Annotated in this window: 14 protein-coding genes; 7 read left to right on the top strand and 7 right to left on the bottom strand. The window is 69.2% G+C overall.

From position 1 onward, the window contains the following. Positions 1-8: 8 nt before the first annotated feature. From ACOQOP_RS14965 to ACOQOP_RS14935, 7 genes are all read left to right on the top strand, one after another. Positions 9-3,491, top strand: a complete 3,483-nt coding sequence (locus ACOQOP_RS14965) for a hypothetical protein (RefSeq protein ID WP_420562607.1) — start codon at positions 9-11, stop codon at positions 3,489-3,491. After that, positions 3,488-5,005: a hypothetical protein gene (locus ACOQOP_RS14960; RefSeq protein WP_420562606.1), complete on the top strand. Its 1,518-nt coding sequence runs from the start codon at positions 3,488-3,490 to the stop codon at positions 5,003-5,005. Before ACOQOP_RS14965 ends, ACOQOP_RS14960 begins: the two co-directional genes overlap by 4 nt. Positions 5,006-5,012: 7 nt before the next feature. Beyond that, complete coding sequence (locus ACOQOP_RS14955; protein ID WP_420562605.1) at positions 5,013-5,867, top strand: hypothetical protein; 855 nt, start codon at positions 5,013-5,015, stop codon at positions 5,865-5,867. A 39-nt stretch (positions 5,868-5,906) separates the two neighbouring features. Beyond that, entirely contained in the window at positions 5,907-6,425 is a 519-nt protein-coding gene (locus ACOQOP_RS14950) for a hypothetical protein (protein ID WP_420562604.1), read from the top strand. A 44-nt stretch (positions 6,426-6,469) separates the two neighbouring features. Beyond that, complete coding sequence (locus ACOQOP_RS14945) at positions 6,470-6,895, top strand: hypothetical protein (RefSeq protein WP_420562603.1); 426 nt, start codon at positions 6,470-6,472, stop codon at positions 6,893-6,895. Between the two features lie 121 nt (positions 6,896-7,016). Next, on the top strand, positions 7,017-7,202 hold the full coding sequence (locus ACOQOP_RS14940) for a hypothetical protein (protein ID WP_420562602.1): 186 nt from the start codon (positions 7,017-7,019) through the stop codon (positions 7,200-7,202). A gap of 19 nt (positions 7,203-7,221) precedes the next feature. Further along, on the top strand, positions 7,222-7,431 hold the full coding sequence (locus ACOQOP_RS14935) for a hypothetical protein (protein ID WP_420562601.1): 210 nt from the start codon (positions 7,222-7,224) through the stop codon (positions 7,429-7,431). Here the strand turns inward: ACOQOP_RS14935 and ACOQOP_RS14930 are convergent. The 7 genes from ACOQOP_RS14930 to ACOQOP_RS14900 all read right to left on the bottom strand — a co-directional run bounded on the left by ACOQOP_RS14930 (position 7,401) and on the right by ACOQOP_RS14900 (position 14,476). After that, the gene (locus ACOQOP_RS14930; protein WP_420562600.1) at positions 7,401-9,107 is read right to left on the bottom strand and encodes a hydantoinase B/oxoprolinase family protein; all 1,707 of its coding nucleotides are present in this window, start codon (positions 9,105-9,107) and stop codon (positions 7,401-7,403) included. The two genes, ACOQOP_RS14935 and ACOQOP_RS14930, sit on opposite strands and share 31 nt — an antisense overlap. Continuing rightward, on the bottom strand, positions 9,104-11,155 hold the full coding sequence (locus tag ACOQOP_RS14925) for a hydantoinase/oxoprolinase family protein (RefSeq protein ID WP_420562599.1): 2,052 nt from the start codon (positions 11,153-11,155) through the stop codon (positions 9,104-9,106). The genes ACOQOP_RS14930 and ACOQOP_RS14925 overlap by 4 nt, the downstream gene beginning before the upstream one ends. A gap of 10 nt (positions 11,156-11,165) precedes the next feature. Continuing rightward, on the bottom strand, positions 11,166-11,852 hold the full coding sequence (locus ACOQOP_RS14920) for a hypothetical protein (RefSeq protein WP_420562598.1): 687 nt from the start codon (positions 11,850-11,852) through the stop codon (positions 11,166-11,168). Between the two features lie 176 nt (positions 11,853-12,028). Further along, positions 12,029-12,838: a hypothetical protein gene (locus ACOQOP_RS14915; RefSeq protein ID WP_420562597.1), complete on the bottom strand. Its 810-nt coding sequence runs from the start codon at positions 12,836-12,838 to the stop codon at positions 12,029-12,031. Positions 12,839-12,914: 76 nt separating this feature from the next. After that, positions 12,915-13,490, bottom strand: coding sequence for a hypothetical protein (locus ACOQOP_RS14910; protein ID WP_420562596.1), 576 nt, complete (start codon positions 13,488-13,490; stop codon positions 12,915-12,917). Between the two features lie 51 nt (positions 13,491-13,541). After that, on the bottom strand, positions 13,542-14,009 hold the full coding sequence (queF, locus tag ACOQOP_RS14905; RefSeq protein WP_420562595.1) for a preQ(1) synthase: 468 nt from the start codon (positions 14,007-14,009) through the stop codon (positions 13,542-13,544). Continuing rightward, a complete protein-coding gene (locus ACOQOP_RS14900; protein WP_420562594.1) occupies positions 14,006-14,476 on the bottom strand; it encodes a PAS domain-containing protein in 471 nt (156 codons plus the stop codon). Before ACOQOP_RS14900 ends, queF begins: the two co-directional genes overlap by 4 nt. Positions 14,477-14,520 lie beyond the last annotated feature (44 nt).

The raw sequence follows: 14,520 nt of genomic DNA, 5'->3' as shown, positions 1-14,520 counted from the left end.
AGCCGGCGATGCTGCTGGATGCCACGAACCGATCCGGTGCCTGGGTGCGCGGCGAGCACCTGGACCGGGCGAACGCCTCCCTGCGCGCGCTCGCCGAGGCGGCGGCTCGGGCCGAAGGCGCCTTCGCCCGCCTGCTGGACCAGGTTTCCGCCCCGACCGCCCTGGCGGACTCCGCGGTCGGGTTCGACGGGCTGGTGGAGGACGTCGTGCACGGAATCGACCGGGTCGGCGACCACCTGAGCGACGGCATCCTGCGCCGCCACGAGCAAGCGGCCGACCGGTCCATGGCCGTGTGGGACCGCTTCGGCGACCGCATGATCCGGATGTTCGGCACCCTGTTCGACCGGGTCGCCCGCGACGGCGAGATCAGCTTCTCCACCCTGTTCCGTTCGATCATCCCCATGGTGGCCGGGCTGTTCCGCCAGCTCGGCGTGCTCGCGGGTTCCGGGAGCGGCTTCGGCCTCTCGGGCCTGTTCGGCGGCAACGGCGGCGGCGCGGGTCTCGGCTCGCTGATCAGTGTGGGATCATCGCTCATCGGCGTCGCCACCGGCGGTGGACCGTTCGGGGGCCTCTTTGGCGGCGGCCTCGGTGCCCTCGGGGCGGCGAGCCCCTATATCGCCGGTGCGTTGACCCTGGCGCAGATCCTCGGGCCGACCCTGTTCGCCCCGCAGCCCTCGGTCGGTCCGACCACCGTGGCGCGGGTGTCCCCCGCGACCGGCGACGCGGTCTATTCCACCGACAACGGCGGCGATCCGGCCGCGCTGGTCGACACCGTGGAGGCCATCTTCGACGGGATCGAGCGGGTGCAATCCCGCTTCGGCGGCCTGCTGAACGGAAACGGTTTCGATATCGGCTATTTTCCCAATCCGGAGGACGGGTCCGGTCAGACCGGCGGCTACAACTTCAAGGCCATCATCGGCGGCCGGGTCGAGGACGAGGACCGGTTCCGCGGGCTGAGCGAGGCGGAGCTGGTCGCCGAAGCGGTCAAGTTCATCCTTCGCGAAGGACTGGAGGGCATCGACTCGCCCGAGGTCGCCGAGGCGGCGCGGCATTCCGTGGCCGACAGCCTGGAGGCGCTGTTCGACGACCTGCTCTTCGCCGAGCGGTTCGGTGCCCTGCGCGATGCCCTGGCCGAAGCGGGCGGCGGGGTGGATGCCTATACGGTCGCCCTGCAGCGCCAGCGCCTGGAGATCGCGGAGGCCGGGCGGACGCTCGCCACCGACGGGGTGACCGCCATCCGCGACTTCCTGGACCGGGCGATGACCCTGTTCCCGGGCGATGACGGGGCGGGGGACGGTGCCGCCGGTGCCGGGACCGCAGGGATCGGCACGCCGGTCTCCGGCACGGGCACGACCCTGTTGTACCAGCAGGACGAGGGCTCGCACCGCTTCGAGCCGGGCGTTTCCGGGATCTACGGCGAGGCCCAGGGCAACCTGATCGGCCTGGAGGTCGCCGGGCGGACCCTCGGCATCTCCGGTAGCGAGGAGCGGGACGAAGGCCGTAGCGTCGGCGATCTGCCCGATTTTGACGACTGGATCGAGGTCGCGCAGGGCGCGGTCACGATCGGCGGCGATGCCCTGCGCGACCTAGCGGAGGCCGGCGCCGCTCTCGGCGCGGCCGTGGAGCGGACCACCGAGCGGAGCCAGGCCTATCTCGACAACCAGCAGCGGGTCCGCGACGCCTTCGCCATCGCGGCGGCCGATGTGGACGCGCTGGTCGAAACCATCGCCGGCGGCTTCGAGCCGGAGACGATCGGACCGTTCGAGGAGCGCCTGATCGCCGGCACCGCCGCCATCGCCCAGCTCCGGGGCGAGTTGGAGCGCATCAATTCCGACATCGCCAAGGCGACGGAGGTGTTCCCGGACCTGGGCGTCGCCGCCATCGACGTGGCCGCCAAGGTCGCCGAGGCGACCGACCTGCTGACCGCCCAGCTCCGTTCGGATTACGCCGACCAGGTCGCCCGCGACCTGCGGGAGGTGCGCGGGCTCGATGCGCTCGACGACGTGACCGCCCTGAGCGAGGAGTATCGCGACCGCCGCGCCGATGGCGAGGCGATCGGGATCACCGACTTCTCCGACCTGGAGGCCCTTTACCGGGAGCGGCTGCTCGCCCTGCTGGAGGGCAGCGACGACCTGGCCGGCGTTCTGGATCAGCTGGGCGCCTCGTTCTCCGAGCTGCAGGAAGCGGGTGCCCTGCTGCCGGAGGTTCTGGCCGACCTGGGACAGTCCTTTGCCGACGACTTGGCGCGCGATGCGCGGGCCGCGTCTGGTCTGGGGGTGGTCGACGAGATCGCCGACCGGCTCACCGAGTACGAGGACGGCAGGGCCCTCGGCGAGACGCTCGGCCTGACCGACCTGTCGGATCTCGAGACGGTTCTGCGCGATCGGTTGTCCGACCTGTTCACCGCCGACGCCCTGAGCCTGGAGGCGGTCGAGGCTGTGCGGACGGCCTTCGCGGACAACGCGTTGGTCATGGAGGCTCTGAGCGACGCCCTGTCCCAGAGCGCGGAGGCCGCCAACGACAACCTGACGGCCCAGTTCTCGGTCGCCGACGCCATGCGCCTGGCCACACGGGAACTGGCGGCGCAGATCGACGAGCAGGAGCGGCTGGCGGTCACCGCCGAGCGGGCCATCGACGGCCTCGCCGAGACACGCCGCCGGCTCGCCATCGACCCGGAATTGTCCACCCTGTCCCCCGAACAGCAGCTCGACGAGGCGCGCAGCTTCTTCGAGGGCCTGGCCGCGCGGGCGGCGGAAGGCGATCAGGAGGCCCAGCTCGATCTCGGCGGGGCGGCCCAGGACTACCTGCGGCTGGCCCGCGACTTCTATGCCAGCAACGAGGATTACGCCCGGATCTTCGCCGCCGTCGACGGCGCCCTGGGCGAGACCCAGACGGTGGCGGAGCGGCAGCTCGACGTCGCCCGGGCGCAGTTGGAGGAGCTGCGGACCATCGCCCGCGGCTTCTCGGGCGAGCTGGGCGGCCTGCCCAATCCCAATGCGAATTTCGGCCAGGCACCGACCCGCAACCGGATCATCGCCCAGCTCACCGGCTATGCCGGGGATTTCGGCTCGGGACAGTTCGGTGCCTTCCGCGCCGGGCTCTCCGCCGAAATCAACCGGATCGTCGATCTGCTGGACCAGGCCATCCCCTTCGCGTCGGGCGGCATCATGACGGCCGGGGGCGCGCTGCCGTTGACCCGATATGCCGGGGGCGGCGTGGCCGACAGACCGCAGCTCGCCCTGTTCGGCGAGGGGCGCCTGCCGGAAGCCTATGTGCCGCTGCCGGACGGCCGCTCGATCCCCGTCACCCTCGCGGCACCGGCCAATGACGGTCGGATGGAGGCGCGGGGCGACGAGGGTATCGCCGACCTGATCAGCGAGACCCGCCGCATGACCGCGGCGGTGAGCGAGATGCGGGCCGACAATGCCGCCCTGCGCCGCGGTCTGGAACGGGTGGTCGCGGCCTCGCGCGGCCCGGGGAGGGCGGCATGAGCGCCTTCGACGAACTGATCGCCGACCCGGTCGCCCGGCGGCGCTACCTGGTGATCCTGGAGCCGTACGATCCGGCGCTGGAGACCATCGTGCCCCACTATTTCAGCGATGACGGCTTCGTCACCGCCCGGACCGACACGCCGGCCGATACCTATTTCGATCCGCGGCTGCTGGCGGCCCTGAATTTCGAGCGCCAGCTCTTCGCCGGCGGCCAGCTCTCGGGCCGCTCGGTCCCGGGGGCGGGAACGCTCCTGCTGAACAATGCCGACGGCCTGCTGGATCCGATGACCGCGCTGGCTTTCGACGGGCGGCGGGTCCGGGTGCTGCTCGGCGGCGAGGGCTTCGTCTATTCGGAGTTCGCGACGATCTTCGACGGCACGGCCGACGGGGTCGAGTTCGACGATGTCAGCGTGACCGTGCGGCTGCGCGACCTGCAGTCCCTGTTCGAGGCCGGGGTCGCGCGCGGCACCTATGGCGGCACCGGCGGGCTCGACGGCCGGGCCGGCCTGAAGGACCGCGAGAAGCCGCTGGCCTTCGGTCGGGTCTACCACGTCCCGGCGGTGCTCGTGGATCCGGCGACCCTGACCTATCAGGTGCATGACGGCGCCATCGAGGAGGTGGATGCGGTCTACGACGCCGGGCTGGCGCTGACCCGGGTGGGCGGGGTGCCGGCGGCGGGGCAGTTCAGCGTCGATACCGCGACCGGCACGTTCCGGCTGGGCGCGTCGGCGGCCGGGACCGTCACCGCGGATCTGCGGGGTGACAAGGCCGGCGGGATCTATGTGGAAACGGTCGCGGGCCTGATCGCGCGGCTAGCGACCACGCGGGCCGCGACCGAGGCGCCCATCCCGATCGATGCCGCAGGGTTCGCCGCCTTCGACGCCAGCCATGGCGACCGGGTCGGCGTGTGGATACGCGACGGCAGCACCATGGGCGAGGTGCTCGACGGCCTGGCGGACAGCGTCGGGGCCCATTACGGCTTCAACCGGGCCGGCCGCATGACCATCGCCCGGGTCGAACCGCCCGCCGAGCAGGCGGTGGCGGCCTATGACGATTTCCATGTCCTGGCCCTGGAACGGCTCGCGGTCGCCCGCCCCGTCTGGCGGCAGAGCGTGGAGTATCGGCGGTACTGGCAGCCGCTGGACGCCGCCTCCGTCGCCGGTGCGGTCGGCGAGGAGGCCCGGGCGGATCTGGCGGAGCCGGTCCGCATCGAGGCGGTGGCCGATCCCGCCGTCCGGCTGCGCCATCCGCTGTCGGAGGACGCGGTGGCGACGACCCTGCTCACGGACCCCGCCTCCGCCGCGGGTGAGGCGGCCCGGCTGCTGTCGATCTTCGGCCCCGGCCGGGTTGCCTTCCGGGTGTTGCTGAAGACCCAGGCCTTCGCCCTGGAACTCGGGCAGACCGTCAGGCTCACCTACCCCCGGCACGGCCTGGAGGCCGGGCGCAACCTGGTGATCGTCGGCATGGTCGAGGAGTCGGCCGTGAACGAGATCACCCTCGACCTCTGGGGCTAGGAACGCCATGGCCAGCATCCTGATCTCCTACCGCAACCACGTCGATGGAGCGACGCTCACCGACGGGGCGTGGAGCGCGACGCTGCCGGTGTCCAACCTGGCGGACCGGCAGCCCTCCCGCATCGCCCGGTCGCTTGGAACCCATCCGGCGGGGACGGTCGTCACCGTCGATTTCGGCGAGCGCCAACTGGTCCGGTTCGTCGCATTGATCCACCACAACTTGACCCAGTCCGGCCGCTGGCGGATCCGGCTCGGCAATACGCCGGATCTGGCCGACCCGCTGCATGACAGCGGCAATTTCGACATCTGGCCGGCCGCCTTCCCCTTCGGGGTCGGCGCCTGGGGCGAGTTCAACTGGGGTGGCCGGTTCGATCCGGACGAGGTCGAGACCTATGGCGCCCAGGCCATCCATGCGATCGACCAGCCGGTCCGGGCCCGCTACCTCCGCCTCGACCTGGCCGACGAGATCAATCCTGCCGGATACCTGCAGGCCGGCCGGCTGGTGGCGGGGCCGGCCTGGCAGCCCTCGGTCAACTTCCAATACGGCTGGTCGATCGAGCAGGTCGACGAGAGCGAGATCAAGCGGTCGCGCGGTGGCCAGGTCTTCGTCAACGCGCGTCCCCGGTTCCGCCGGCTGCGCTTCGTGATCGACCACCTGGAGAAGGACGAGATGTTCGCCCATGCCTACGAGCTCGAGCGGCTCAAGGGGAAGGGGGGCGACATCATGGTGATCGCCGATCCCGACGACCGCACCCACGCCCACCGGCACACGATCTACGGCGCCCTGGCGGAATCGGCCCCGATCATCAACGGCCAGCCCGGCCGCTATTCCCGGCGCTTCGTCGTCGAGGAACTGCTGTAGGCGCCGCGCCCTTCGCAACCGAGAGAGCAGGAGCAGGTCATGGCCTGGAGCGTCACCATTGCCGGACGGACCTATACCCAGGACAATGTCGAGGGAAACGCCTATGCCGACGAGGATAACGGGCTGCCTGCCATTCTCAGGTCGGTCGCGGAATCGTCGGCCCTGATCTCCGGCATCTACGCCACCTCCTCGACCGGGCATTTCGTGGAGACCGGGAACACGACCCTGATCACCCATCAGAATGCGTCGTCGATCTTCCTGCCCGCCGGGACGATGGTGCGGGTGGCGAGTGCCAGTGACCTCTCCGTTTACCTGATCGGTCAAGTTACATCGTTTGTCGGACACAATCTCCAGCTGCAGGTCACAATGGCTTCTCAAGGCGGATATGCGGCTGACTGGGTCATTGGCCACCCATTCACTGTCGTACGCAGTCTGCTGCTGGACCCAGCACCTAGTCTGAATGCCGACTTGGATGCGCGTGACTTTGCCATCCTCAACGCCTCAAACCTCGAGAGTTATTCCGTGACCCTCGGAGCCGCCTACGCCCTTGCGCGGTAGACGCTCTCACCCCGCCCCACTTCCACCCACCGGAGGACCCAGCGATGGCCCTGACCAACACGCCTGCCTGGCCGCAGAGGCCCCGATATCAGACCGCCGGCGTGACGGTGGCCAATACCGCGACGGATGGATCCGGAACCATCACCCCGCTGTTCGCCGCCGGTATGGATGGAACCCGGGTCACCGGCCTCTATGTCGGCGCCACGGCCACCGTGACGACCACGGCGGTCCGGTTCTTCGTCTCCCATAACGGCGGGTCGAACTGGACCTACCTGCCGCATCTCGACGCCCTGATCCCGGCGCATACGCTGACTGCGACCACCGTCAATGGCGGGCGGGTGACCGTGCTGGACCAGAACGATCCGGCGGAGCTGTTCGACCTGCCGCCGGACACGGTGCTGGGCTTTGCCATCGCCGTCACGATCGCGGGCGGGCAGGTGATCGCGGTGGCGATGGGGGCGGACTACTGATGACCGTTCCCCATGTCCCCTCAACCTGCACCCCGGCGGCGAGCTGCCTGGCCCCGATCGGGGGGCATCCACCCCGCGCCCTCGGGCGCCCCTGAGGTCACCTGCGATGCCGGATTTTCACGTGATCGGACCACCGCCTGCCGCGACGGACGACCGGCGGCCGGAAGGGTCGCTGCTCCACTACCGGATGCGCGACCTGGAACGCCGCATCGGCCGGATCGAGGCCTTCCTGCTGGGCGTGCTCTGCACGATCGCCCTGTCCGTCCTCGGGGGGCTGGCGGCCCTGCTCAACCTGCCCCGACCCTGAGATCAAGGAGGTCACTGCCATGAAGAGCACCGTCACCGGCGCCGCCGTCGGCTCGGGCGTCCTGGTCGCCTGGACGTGGAACGCCGCCTATCCGCAGACGCCGATGCCGGCGGAGGTTGCGGCCGTGATCGGGGCCGTCCTCGCGCCGGTGTTCGACATCGTCGTCGCGGTGCGCGACGCGGTCATCAGCCGCATCGCTCACTCGCTCGGCGGGGCCTCCCAGCCGTAGTGTTCGCGCATGAAGGCAGCCGAGAACTTGCCGGAATCCCAGTCCTCCGCGAGCGTCTCGGCCGGCCGCTTGTCCGGCGCACCGTAGCCGCCGGACCCCGGGGTCTCGACGATGGCGCTGTCGCCCTGGCGCAGCGGGGCGTCGCCGAACTTGGTCGGCATGTCCTTGAGCGCGCCTTCCTTTGTACGCACCGAGAAGTGTCCCGAGCGGCCCGGCTTGCCGCCGAACACGCCCCAGGGCTGATGGCGGAAGCGCTCGCCGATCCCGGTGAAGACGCAGTCATGGCCGACCGGTGTGACCACGCGCTTCAGCCCAAGCCCGCCGCGCCAGGTGCCGGCTCCCCCGGAATCCTCGATCAGGCCGTAGGCCTCCACCAGCAGCGGATACTCCATCTCGATCGCTTCCACCGGTAGGTTGGAGGTGTTGGTGATGTGGACCTGCACCCCGTCCTTCCCATCGCGGTCGTTCCGGCCACCGAACCCTCCCCCGAGAGTTTCCAGATAGACATAGGGTCGGCCCGAGCGCGGGTCGGTTCCGGCGAAGATCGCCATGGAATTGGCGCCGTTTGCGGCCCCCACCGCCTTGTCCGGCAGGGCGTCCGCCAGGGCGCCGATCACCACGTCGACGATGCGCTGCGAGGTATGCGCCCGCGAGGCGACCGACGCCGGCTCCACGCAGCTCACCACCGTGCCGGACGGGGCCGTCACCGTCACCGCGTCGATCACGCCGTGGTTGTTCGGGATCTCCGGATCCAGCATCGCCTTCAGCACGTAGCACACCGCCGCCAGCGTTCCGTTCAGCGGGATGTTCACGTTGCCCGGAACCTGGGGGTCGGTGCCGGTGAAGTCGAAGACCGCGTCATCGCCCTTGATGGTGATGGTCACGGCGATCTTCACGTCGTCGATCCCCGCCCCGTCATTGTCCATGAAGTCTTCGAATTTGTAGATGCCGTCCGGAATGGCGGCGATGCTTTCCTTCATGCGGGCATGGGTGCGGCTGATGATGCCGTCGAACACCGCCTCGACCGTCTCCCGCCCGTTGCGCTCGACGATCTCCAGCAGCCGGCGATGCGCCAGGCGCAGGGCGGCGAACTGGGCGTTGTAGTCGCCCCGCCGCTCCTCCACGACGCGCACGTTCAGCAGGATCAGGTCGAACAGATCCCGGTCCAGCTCACCCTTGCGGAACAGCTTGATGACCGGGATGCGCAGCCCTTCCTGGTAGATCGACGTCATGCCGCCGGCCATGGAGCCGGGGGACATGCCGCCCACATCGGCGTGGTGAGCGATGTTGCACACGAAGCCGACGAGCCGGCCGCCGGAGAACACGGGCATGGCTAGGTTCACATCCGGCAGGTGCGTGCCGCCGCCCACGTGGGGGTCGTTGGCGCAGAACACGTCGCCCTCGTGGATCTCCGAGACCGGGTATTTCGCCAGAATCTTCTTCATCAGCCCCAGCATCGAGGCCAGGTGGATCGGGATCGAGCCCGAGGCCTGCACGACCAGCCGGCCGTCGCGGTCGACGATCGCGGTGGAATGGTCGTGCCGTTCCTTGATGTTGGTGGAATAGGCACTCTTCATCAGGGCGACGAAGCTCTCGTCAGCCACCGACTGCAGGGCGTTGAAGACGATCTCGGTGGTGATCGGATCAGGCCCGGGCGACTTAATCTCAGTGCTCATCGCGACACCTCGATGATCAGGTTGAGGGCGGCATCCACCGTGACGGTGTCGCCGGGATGGACCACGGTGGTGGCATCCAATTGGTCGACGATGGCCGGGCCCTTGAACTGCTGCCCGGGCGCCAGGGTCGCGCGGTCGTAGACCGGCGTGTCGTGCTCTTTGCCGTCGAACCAGACCGGACGGTGCGCGGTCGGCGCCGGGTGCTTGCTGCCGTCGCCGGTGACCGCCGGCGGCGGAATGCGCTCGGCCTCGCCGATGGCAGTCAGGCGCAGGTTCACCGTCTCGATCGGATCGTCGGCCGTGTAATGGCCGTAAGTTTTCTCGTGGGCGGCGAAGAACCGGCGCTTCATCTCTTCCATGTCCGGCAGGCTCGGCGCTGACCCGTCGGTCTCGTCCGTCGGCACCAGCAGCTCGAAGTTCTGGCCGATATAGCGCAGGTCGATGGCCAGCCGCAGGCGGCGGCGGGACGGGGCGATCTCCTCCGTCTCGAACCAAGCCCGGGCGGCCTCGGCCATCGGCGCGATGGCTGCATCGATATCGGCGCGGCTCGCCTCGGTGAGAGGCAGGCGGGCGGTGGCGACGAAATCCTCCTTCAGGTCGGAGACGACCAGTCCCTGGGCGCAGAGAATGCCCGGCGCCGGCGGCACCACGATCTCAGCCATGTCCAGGGCGCGCGCGACGTCGCCCGCATGCAGGGCGCCGGCACCGCCGAACGGCATCAGCGTGAAATGGCGCGGGTCATGGCCGCGCTCCACCGAGACGGTGCGGATGGCGCGGACCATGTTGGCGGTGACGATGCCGAGAATGCCTTCCGCCGTCTTTTCGATGGAGAAGCCGAGCCGGTCGGCGATCGGCTGGATCGCCTGTTTCGCCAGGTCGAGATCCAGGGTCATCGCCCCGCCGATCAGGCTGCCCGACAGGCGGCCGAGCACCAGGTTGGCGTCGGAGACGGTGGCCTCGGTGCCGCCGCGGCGGTAGCAGGCCGGGCCCGGCACCGCGCCGGCCGAGGCGGGCCCCACCTTCAGCAGCCCGTCGCGGTCGAACCAGGCGATGGAGCCGCCGCCGGCCCCGACCGTATCCACATCGACGATCGGCAGACGCACCGGGAAGCCGGCGACCTCGCGCCCGAAACCGATCTCCGCCTCGAAGTCGCGGATCAGCGCCACGTCGGCGCTGGTGCCGCCCATGTCGAGGGTGATCACGTTCGGCTTGCCCGCCAGACGGGCCACATGGGCGGCCCCTACGGCCCCTGCCGCCGGACCAGACAGGGCGGTGCGCACCGGGAAATCGGCCGCCCGCTCCACCGACATCAGCCCGCCGCTCGACTGGTTGATGCCGAGACGCGCCTTCGGCGCCCTCTTCTCGAGCTCCTTCCCCAGATGCCGCATATACCGGCCGATCAGCGGCTGCAGATAGGCGTTCAGCGTCGCCGTGGAAAACCGTTCGTACTCGCGGAATTCCGGCTGCACCGCGCTCGACAGCGACACCGCCACGTTGGGCAGCCGTTCGGCCAGCCGCTTGCCGATCTTCTGTTCGTGTTCCGGGTTCAGGAACGCGAACAGAAGGCAGACCGCGACCGCTTCCGCCCCCGACGCTTCCACCTGGTCGATGGCCGCTTCGATGGCGGCATCCTCCAGGACGATGCGCGGCGTGCCGTCGGCCATCATCCGCTCGCGCACCTCGAAGCGGTGCTTGCGCGGGACCAGCGGCGGCGGCGCGTCGGCCTTCAGGTCGTACATCTTCGGGCGGATCTGCCGGCCGATCTCCAGCAGGTCGCGGAAACCCTCCGTGGTGATCACCGCCAGTGGTGCTCCCCGGCGCTGGATCAGCGCGTTGGTGGCGACCGTCGTGCCATGGGCCAGTCGGGTGATCGCCTCGGCCGGGATGCCGTTCGCCTTGGACAGCGCGTCGAGTCCGTCCAGGATCGCCTCGGCCGGATTGTGCGGGGTCGAGGGCGTCTTGTGCACGACGACCTGGGCGCTGTCGCGGTCGACCGCGTAGAAGTCGGTGAAGGTGCCGCCGACGTCGACACCGATAAACCAGGACATGCGAACTCCGTCAGCGCTGATTGCCGAAAGTCATGTAGTAGGACGAGGCCTCCACCGCCGAGGTCGGCAGGTCGTAGGGCAGCAGCACGTCGTTGCCGAACGCCGCCTCCAGCGCCAGGGTCGCCGTCGCCGGCGTGTCGGTGTCGAGGATCACCAGCCACTCCTGCTTCATGTCGGTCGGTACCGGCTTGCCCTGGGCCTTGAGGCCCTCGGCCACAACCTCCAGGTCGTTCTCCAGCACGCAGGCGCCGAGCACGCCGGGACGCTTGATCACCTCCGGCAGGATCTGCTCGGCCAGGGCCTTGCGCAGGTCGGCCTTCTGGGCGTCGGCGGGATAGAAGCGGGCGAGGCCGGCGGCTCCGGTGAAGCCGTGGGTCAGGTCGACCGTGCATTCCACGGTCAGCCGGTCGAAATGGGTGAACAGCGCCATCACCTTCTTCGACCAGGGCGACTGGTCGCCCAGCAGCTTCATGTATTCCGGCGCGCAGAGGTCGCGCACCGTGTCGGTCTCATAGGTCGCGAAATACTTCACCTTGGCGCGGTCGTCGGCCGCCAGGTAGCGGCGCGCCCGCTTGAAGCCGGGCATGAACACCCGCTCGTCCACATGCTCGCGGTTGTACCACTCGTTGAACTCTTCCTCGTGCTCGCCGGCGACCTCGGTGAAGGTTACCAGCATGCCCTTGCCATATAACGGCATCGTTCTCTCCGTCGGTGGTCTGTATCGCGGTGCGGCGGGTGATCCCGCGGACCGGCGGTCGCGCGGGCGCAGATCTCACCGCGTATGGTGGGGTGCTGCCAAGGGGGTTTCTTAGGCCCGGCCGACACATATTTCCATGGCCGCGCCATACAGGCTTATGCCGACCGGCGCCGGTCTCAGGCGATCAGCCGCCGGGCGAAGTCCTTCAGCGCCATGCCCTCGGCCCCGCCGAGCCGCTTCGCCGTCTCGTTCACCCGGCTCAGCACGCCCTCCTCGTAGGTCGAGCGGCCGTCGCCGATCCGCGCGCTCATCGCCGCGACCGTCCCGGCGGCGATGCCCCGGTCGTCGAGCGCGGGCAGGCGGGTGAAGCCGGCGCCCTCGGTCCCGCCGCCGGCGTCGTTGTAGAAGGCGGCATAGCCATCGACCTTCAGCGCCGTCTTCGGATCGGTGCCGAGCATGCCGCCATGGCTGCCGCAGACGATCACTTGGCCGACATCCTGCGGGCCGATCAGCGAGGCCGAATCCGCCAGCACGATATGCCGTCCGCTCGGACCCGGTGGCAGCTCGGTCCGGGCCTCCTCATAGACCGGGATCTTCGCCGTCACCGTCGGCGCCAGGGTGAGGCGCTGGGCCGCCTCCATGACGGGCTGGCCCGGGACGACGCCGACGGACCGCGCCACGTTGTTGGCGGTGGAGATCACGCCGCGCGCCGCCATGTCCTCGGCATTGCCGATCCGCGCCGACATCGTGTCGATCGCCGCATAGGCGAGGCCGAGCGCGTCGCACCAGGCGGCCCCGCCGATCCCCGCGTCGTCCTTTCCCCGTCCCGCGTCGTTCAGGATCATCGCGCGCACGCCGGCCTTGGCGGCGCAGTAGGCGGCGTAGACCCCGCCATGGGAGGCGGAGACTAGCACCGCGCCGATCCAGGCCTCGGTCGGCTTGGTCACGCTGTCGGCGAGGATGACGGCGGCCGGTGGTTCGGACATCTTCGGATACCCAGCGGTTCGGTCCGGCCATGGTGGCCGCAGTCCGGCCCAGGGTCCAGGCTCCGTCATGCGACCGTCAGCCGGGCTGGAAGTCGAAGACGCAGAGAACCCGCGACACCGGCTCGCCGGCGCGGCCGAAGGGAAGGCTGAGGACGCTGAACGGCGTCCACGGCCGATGGGAGAAGGTCAGGGGGCCACGGTACCAGTAGGGCTGGCGTCCCTGCACGATCCAGTTCAGCCGCTCGGTCGCCCTCTCCGCGCCCGGCGTCTCGTCGGTGCGGCGGTCGGCGCCTTCGTATCCGACCGCATCGCGATAGGCGGTGCCGGTCAGGCGCGTGCGGAACCGGCCCGTGTCCCGTTCGAACTCCTCCAGCACCAGGAACGGCAGGGCGGGGGTCGGAAAGGCCAGGGCATCGATGTGTTCCGGCGCCGGCAGATCTTCGCCCGAATGGGCATTCCGCCAGTATTTGAAAAGCAATTTCTGGTTCTGATCGGTCAGAATCTCAATATCGCTGAACGGCCGGATCCAGATATCCGGCGCTTCTTCAAATTGAGATCGATCCTCGCTCATCAGGCCCCCACCTGAAGTCACGGCGACGCCGGATACTTCGACAATTGCGAGGTCGATGCCAGTGAAATATTCCACCGGCACCTATACTTCTCTTCATGTGTGTTGATGTCAGCGGCCCGATGGACGCGGTTCTCAGGGCCGGCCGCGATAGACCGGCACGTCCTGGCTCGGGATCCACAGGCCCTTCGGCGGCTCGCCGGTCTGGTAGAACACGTCGATCGGCATGCCGCCGCGCGGATACCAGTAGCCGCCGATGCGCAGCCATTTCGGGCCGAGCAGGTCTTCCAGCCGCTTGGCGATGTCGAGGGTGCAGCCCTCGTGGAAGGCGCCGTGGTTGCGGAAGGAGCCGAGATAGAGTTTCAGCGACTTGCTCTCCACCAGCCAATCGGTGGGGACGTAGTCGATGATGAGAAAGGCGAAATCCGGCTGGCCGGTGACCGGGCAGAGCGAGGTGAACTCGGGCTGGGTGAAGCGCACCACGTAGTCGGTGCCGCGATGGGGGTTCTCCACCCGCTCCAGCACCGCCTCCTCCGGCGACGCGGGCAGGGCGGTGGCGCCGCCGAGTTGGTTCAGGCCGCTGTAGATCGTCTGGTCGCTCATCGTCTCGCTTGCGGGTCAGGGGCGAAGTCGAAGACGCAGACCAGCCGGCACACCGGCTGACCCGTCTCCGCGAAAGGCAGCACCAGCACGCTGAACTGCTTGTAGTCCTTCGTGCCGAAGGCCATCGACCCCTGATACCAGTAAGGCTTCCGGTTGGCGACCGCCCAGCCGAAACGCTCCAGGGTGCCGGCACTCCCCTTGATGTCGTCGGTATAGAGATGGGTGCCGTCAAAGCCGGACGCGTCGCGGAACGCGGTGCCGGCGAGGCGGGTGCGGTAGCGGCCGGTGTCGGCTTCGCATTCCTTCACCAGGATGACCGGCAGGCTTCCCCGGGGCAGGGCGACCGGGTCGATATGCTCCGGTCCCGGCAGGTCCGTGTCGGCCCGCAGGGCGAGCCAGTATTCGAAGACCGCCCGCTGGTGCTGGTCGGTCAGGAGGGTCGGGTCCTCCAGGGGTCGAACCCACACGCCATCATGGGTTCTCGGCGATCGCTTGAGCATGGGAAGCGGCC

Origin of the sequence: Thalassobaculum sp. (assembly GCF_965223715.1) — a bacterium.
Taxonomy (GTDB): Bacteria; Pseudomonadota; Alphaproteobacteria; order Thalassobaculales; family Thalassobaculaceae; genus Thalassobaculum.
Note: the sequence above shows the minus strand (reverse complement) of the source record. Positions and strands in the feature narration are given on the sequence as shown.

What these genes read in the sequence shown, in the direction of transcription:
- ACOQOP_RS14965 (WP_420562607.1), top strand. Translation starts at nt 9, where the DNA reads ATGCTGCTGGATGCCACGAACCGATCCGGTGCCTGGGTGCGCGGCGAG.
- ACOQOP_RS14960 (WP_420562606.1), top strand. Translation starts at nt 3,488, where the DNA reads ATGAGCGCCTTCGACGAACTGATCGCCGACCCGGTCGCCCGGCGGCGC.
- ACOQOP_RS14955 (WP_420562605.1), top strand. Translation starts at nt 5,013, where the DNA reads ATGGCCAGCATCCTGATCTCCTACCGCAACCACGTCGATGGAGCGACG.
- ACOQOP_RS14950 (WP_420562604.1), top strand. Translation starts at nt 5,907, where the DNA reads ATGGCCTGGAGCGTCACCATTGCCGGACGGACCTATACCCAGGACAAT.
- ACOQOP_RS14945 (WP_420562603.1), top strand. Translation starts at nt 6,470, where the DNA reads ATGGCCCTGACCAACACGCCTGCCTGGCCGCAGAGGCCCCGATATCAG.
- ACOQOP_RS14935 (WP_420562601.1), top strand. Translation starts at nt 7,222, where the DNA reads ATGAAGAGCACCGTCACCGGCGCCGCCGTCGGCTCGGGCGTCCTGGTC.
- ACOQOP_RS14930 (WP_420562600.1), bottom strand. Translation starts at nt 9,107, where the DNA reads ATGAGCACTGAGATTAAGTCGCCCGGGCCTGATCCGATCACCACCGAG.
- ACOQOP_RS14925 (WP_420562599.1), bottom strand. Translation starts at nt 11,155, where the DNA reads ATGTCCTGGTTTATCGGTGTCGACGTCGGCGGCACCTTCACCGACTTC.
- ACOQOP_RS14920 (WP_420562598.1), bottom strand. Translation starts at nt 11,852, where the DNA reads ATGCCGTTATATGGCAAGGGCATGCTGGTAACCTTCACCGAGGTCGCC.
- ACOQOP_RS14915 (WP_420562597.1), bottom strand. Translation starts at nt 12,838, where the DNA reads ATGTCCGAACCACCGGCCGCCGTCATCCTCGCCGACAGCGTGACCAAG.
- queF (WP_420562595.1), bottom strand. Translation starts at nt 14,009, where the DNA reads ATGAGCGACCAGACGATCTACAGCGGCCTGAACCAACTCGGCGGCGCC.